Source organism: bacterium, from assembly GCA_016873475.1.
In the GTDB taxonomy this organism is placed as follows: domain Bacteria; phylum Krumholzibacteriota; class Krumholzibacteriia; order JACNKJ01; family JACNKJ01; genus VGXI01.
In genome coordinates, this window is sequence record VGXI01000227.1 from 1 (window position 1) to 4,595 (window position 4,595).

General features: G+C 70.3%; 6 protein-coding genes. 2 read left to right on the forward strand and 4 right to left on the reverse strand.

Annotated elements, in window-relative coordinates; genetic code table 11:
- Window positions 1-1,052, forward strand: a 1,052-nt coding sequence (locus FJ251_13645) for an HNH endonuclease (protein ID MBM4118748.1), incomplete at its 5' end; no start/stop codon positions are given.
- Window positions 1,053-1,193: 141 nt separating this feature from the next.
- Here FJ251_13645 and FJ251_13650 read toward each other — a convergent pair.
- The 4 genes from FJ251_13650 to FJ251_13665 all read right to left on the reverse strand — a co-directional run bounded on the left by FJ251_13650 (window position 1,194) and on the right by FJ251_13665 (window position 3,812).
- Complete coding sequence (locus FJ251_13650; protein ID MBM4118749.1) at window positions 1,194-1,502, reverse strand: hypothetical protein; 309 nt, start codon at window positions 1,500-1,502, stop codon at window positions 1,194-1,196.
- A gap of 53 nt (window positions 1,503-1,555) precedes the next feature.
- Entirely contained in the window at window positions 1,556-2,503 is a 948-nt protein-coding gene (locus tag FJ251_13655; GenBank protein ID MBM4118750.1) for a hypothetical protein, read from the reverse strand.
- Between the two features lie 33 nt (window positions 2,504-2,536).
- Window positions 2,537-3,406, reverse strand: coding sequence for an MBL fold metallo-hydrolase (locus FJ251_13660; GenBank protein ID MBM4118751.1), 870 nt, complete (start codon window positions 3,404-3,406; stop codon window positions 2,537-2,539).
- 85 nt (window positions 3,407-3,491) lie between these two features.
- Window positions 3,492-3,812 carry an MGMT family protein gene (locus tag FJ251_13665; GenBank protein ID MBM4118752.1) on the reverse strand — a complete coding sequence of 107 codons (321 nt, stop codon included), beginning with the start codon at window positions 3,810-3,812 and terminating at the stop codon, window positions 3,492-3,494.
- 275 nt (window positions 3,813-4,087) lie between these two features.
- Here FJ251_13665 and FJ251_13670 point away from each other — a divergent pair, with 275 nt between their 5' ends.
- Window positions 4,088-4,489, forward strand: coding sequence for a hypothetical protein (locus FJ251_13670; GenBank protein MBM4118753.1), 402 nt, complete (start codon window positions 4,088-4,090; stop codon window positions 4,487-4,489).
- The last annotated feature ends 106 nt before the right edge of the window (window positions 4,490-4,595 follow it).

Below are 4,595 nucleotides of genomic sequence, written 5' to 3' on the forward strand. Positions count from 1 at the left end.
GGCGCCTCTACCGCGATTGCGGCTACTCCAGCATTCATGCCTACGCCGAGCAGGTGCTGGGCTTCTCCCGCAACAAGACCTTCCAGTTCATCCATCTGGCCGAGAGCTTGGAGCACTTGCCGCAGCTGCGGGAGTCGCTGACTCGCGGCGAGCTGCCGTGGACGAAGGCGCGCGAAGTGGTGAAGGTGGCTACCGAGCACACCGAGCGCCAGTGGATCGAAGAGGCGCAGCAGCTGAACAGCCGCGCCCTCGAGACAAGGGTCAAGGAGGCGCGCGTGAGCAGGCGGGCACTCCTGGCCGATGCAAGCGGGCAGGGCAGCCTGCTCGGGAGCCCCTTGCCGGCGGCCGCTGGCGCGGGGCCCGGCAGTAGCGCTCAGCCGGAAGGGAAGCCAGGGCGGGCAACAAGCGCTGCTCAACCCGCTGCGATGGTTGCGGAGGCGGAGGTGACGCTGACCCTTCGTCTACGGCCGCTCGAAATGGGCCGCTTGCAGTCGATGCTGGAGAAGATCCGCAAGGCGGGAGCCGCAACTGCCCGGCACCAGACGCGGGAGGAGCTTCTGCTCGCCGGCCTGGACGCCCTCCTTGCCAGCCTGGAGATTCCCGAACGCAGCGCCAGTGAGAGCGCCGGTGAGCAGTTGCCACGTGGCAACTCCGCCCCATCCTATCAGGTGGTGATTTACCGCTGCGAGGATTGCGGTGTCGCCCGTCTGCCCGATGGAAGGCAGCTCGCACCAGCGGTGGCCGCGCAGGCCGCCTGCGACTGCCGCGAGCAGCGCGACGGCGAACCCAATCGCGCCGCGATCCGGCCCGGCCTGCGCCGGCAAGTGCTCGCGCGCGACGGGCACCGCTGCCAGGCGCCGGGCTGCCGGGCCACGCGCTTCCTGGAAGTGCATCATCGCGAGCCGCGCAGGCGGGGTGGCCGCAACAGCGCGGCGAACCTGATCACGCTTTGCGCGGCCTGCCACCGACTCCTGCACGAAGGTGGCGTGGGGCTTGCCGCCGCCTTGCCCGCGGCGGCCCTACCGGCAGCGGCCTTGCCGAACACCGGCTGATTGCCGCCAACCGGAGGCCGTCGATCTTCCGGCCTGGTGGACGCATTCCTTGCGGAGGAGCGCTTGTGCGCGAGCCTCTTGACGGATCAAGGCCAGCCCGCCAGCAGAACCGGATCGACGTTCGTCCAGCAGGCCCGAGCGTCACGCGGCATAGAGCATCTTCCGCGTGCGCTCGATGTCCCGGGCAATGTAGGGGTTCTTGACGGCCCCCTCCATGACGAGATCGATCTCCATGCCCAGCAGCGCGCGCAGCTCATCGGGCATGCCGAAGTGGGCGTCGACGCGGGCGTAGGGCTCCATCGGCCCCAGTTCCACGAGCAGGTCGAGATCGCTCTCTCCCGGCCGGAAGTCGTCGCGCAGCGCGGAGCCGAAGGCGTAGAGCCGCAGGACGCCGAAGCGCCGGCAAAGTGCGGCGATGGTCTCGCGGTTGTTCTCGAGGAGATCGATCATGACAGGAGCATCGCGCCCGGCCGCGGAATCATCAAGATGCGTGCTCGGCCGGCTCAGCGCTTCGTTGGCGCAGGTTCCGGCAGGCGCGAGTAGCGATAGAGAAACGCCGGGATCCCCTCGCGCTCCTCGCTGAGCGTGAAGTAGGCGCCGCCGTCCGGCGCCCAGGCGACGGCCTCCCCCTGCGGCTCGGCCGTGTAGGGCAGGCGCTCGAAGGCGCCGCGCAGCAGCGCGGCGTCGAGGCGCTCGCCTGGCTCGCGGTGGGCCAGGTAGAGCGCGCTGTAGGTCTTGAGGACGATTGCGCTGCCGTCGGCGCTCACGTCGCCCGCCACGACGCCGCTGATCGCCAGCTTGCCACAATCCTCCATCGTGAGCACACGGTCCCTCGGTTGCGGGTAGGCCGCGCGGTAGAGCGTGACCGTCTCCTCCTGCTTGGTGACGATGTAGAGGTCGCGGCTCACGGGATCGACGAGCAGGGCCTCGGCGTTGCGCGGGCGGTCGGGGAAGCGCAGGCGCAAGGCCTCCGCGCCGGCCAGCGCGCTCTCGACCGGCGCCTGCCCCGCATTCACGCGCGGCTCGGGCAGGCGGTAGACGGTCTTCGTCTCGCGGTGGGCGAGGTTGTCGCCGACATCGGCGACGTAGAGGTACTCGCGGCCCTTCTGCGGCCCGGGACCCACGGCCATGTCCTCCCAGTCCACGGCCTCGGCGCCGAGCAGCGTGTAGATCCCCAGGTGCTCGCCGTGGGCGCCGAGCGCGAAGAGGCGCGGCTTGTCGCCCGAGTCGTTGTGCGCCCAGAGCACGCCGGGGTTCAGGCGGCTGGCGGCCAGACCGGAAGCCTCCTTGAGCGCATCGCAGGCGATGAGTCCCATCGTCTCGCGCTCGCCGAAGCCCTGCGCGGCGACGCGCTGGAAGCGGAAGTGCGGCTCCTCCTTGCAGCCGGCGGCGAGGAGCGCGGCGGTGAGCAGGGCGCGGGCGGCGAGTCGGTTGAGGAAGCGAACGCGCATGACCCTCAAGCTAGCGCAGCGCGGCGCCTCTGGCTAGGCCCTCGCGGTCCAGGTGTCCGCGCCGCGCTGCTGCTCGTGCATCGTGCGGATGTTGAGGGCGTGGCGCTTGCCCTCGGGGTCGTCCGGCAGGCGCGGGAACTCCGGGTCCGCCAGGATCGCCGGCAACTCTCGGCCACGCGCGCGGTGTTCGGCGCAGCGCTCCCAGGTCTCCTCCAGGTAGCGGCGCTGCGCGTCCAGGGCCGCGGCGTCCGCGATGAGGCCGTGCCCGGGCACGACCACCTGCGGCTCGAGTCCCCGCAGGCGCCCGAGGGCGCGGATCCAGACCGGCACTTCCGCGTGGGTCAGGAAGGGGTAGCGGCCGAGGAAGAGCAGGTCCGAGGCGAAGAGCACGCCGTCATCCGGCAGCCAGACGACGGCGAGGTCCGGCGTGTGCCCGCCCAGGTGGATCAGCTCGACGCGGCGGCCGTCGAAGCTGAACTGCTTCTCGCCGGCGAAGGTCTCCGTGGGCGGCGTCACGCGCAGGTCGTCGAGCCGCTCGCAGTAGCGCTGGGCGCCTGCGGGGTCGCCGGCCGCCATCTCCGCGAGCCAGGCCTCGCGCGCCTCCGCCGACCAGGGCCCCGCGAGCATCTCGCGCATCAGCGCGGCGCAGCGCTCGTGCCCAAGTATCCGCGAGTGTACGAGCTGATTGCCCCAGGTGTGGTCGGCGTGGAAGTGCGTGTTGACGGCGAGGTTGAGGTCGCCCAGGCAGACGCCGCGGGCGTCGAGGACGCCCAGCAGCTCCATCGCGCAGAAGGTGGTGTCGATGAGGAGCCAGCCGGCGGGACTGCCGACGAGGCCGAGGTTGGCGCCCGCCTCGGGCCGGAGGCAGGCGTGGATGCCCGGGCTCAGCTCCCTCCACTCCATGCGGCACCTCGCTCGGCACGAAAACCCGACCCCCCGGCTCCTTGAGCTTATACCCTCCGGGCCTGCGCGGCAAGGCAGACCGGGCCTAGAAGGGCGGCACGCGGGGCTGCCACTGGTAGCGGGCCAGTGGCACACGCCCGGCCGCGCTCAGCGCGACGCCCTCGGCCGCCAGGCGTAGGCGCTGCTCCATGCCACCCGCGCCGCCCAGGCTGATCGCGCCGCCCGCGCCGAGCACGCGGTGCCAGGGGAGCTTGCGTCCCTCGGGCGTCTTGTTGAGGGCGTAGCCCACTTGCCGCGCGTGGCCGGGCAGGCCGGCGAGAATCGCGATCTGGCCGTAAGTGGCCACGCGCCCGCGGGGGATCTTTTTCACCACAGCGTAGATGCGCTCGTAGGTCGCGTGCGCCATCGGCGACACCTCCTCCCGTCCAGCGCGGTCAGTAGAGCGCAGGCGGCCGCGGCGGTCCAGCGCCTGTTGACCGCGGGCGCGCGCGGCGCATCTTCATCCCCGAATCCCAGCCAGGAGGACGCCCGTCATGGCCCAGAACCTCGTCGAGAAGATCGCGCAGCGCTATGCCTTCGGTCTCGATACCGAGCGACTTCTGCTGCCAAGGGGCGGCATGGGTATTCACACTCGTGGCGCTCTTGGCTCTATCGGCAGCGCCTTCGCTGTGCATTGAGGTCATGGAGATCCCGCTGGGCTTCGAGCCGGATGCTTCGGGTCGAGGACTCGTGGCGACCCTGGCAGAGATCGAGCCCTTGGGCAGCGCGGGCCAGCTTGTGCTAGAATCGAGAGCAGTGCTGCGAGGCCAACCGCAGGACGAGGGGTTGCTTGTGCAGTTGCAGGTGATCTGTAGCGAGGCCGACGAAGAGACCGTTGCCTTCGAGGCTCTTGACCTCTTTCTCCCGGAGGGCGAGGCGATGGAGCGGCGCATCGTCTTCGATCTGACGGCCTTTGCCGCACTGGATCCGTGGCCTTGCCTGCCAACGCAGGCGACGCTTCTGCTGCTCCCGGTGGATGAGGGGGTTTCCCTTGTGCTAGCCGGAGGAGGTTCCGATGCGAAGCTTCAGGTGGTTCGCTTCTAGATCTGTTGCCCATGTGGTCTTGGCGGTCTGCCTCGCTGCGATGGGAGGAAGGCCTTCGCGCGCCGACACCGCCGGGCACATGAACATCGACATCCATGACGGTGTA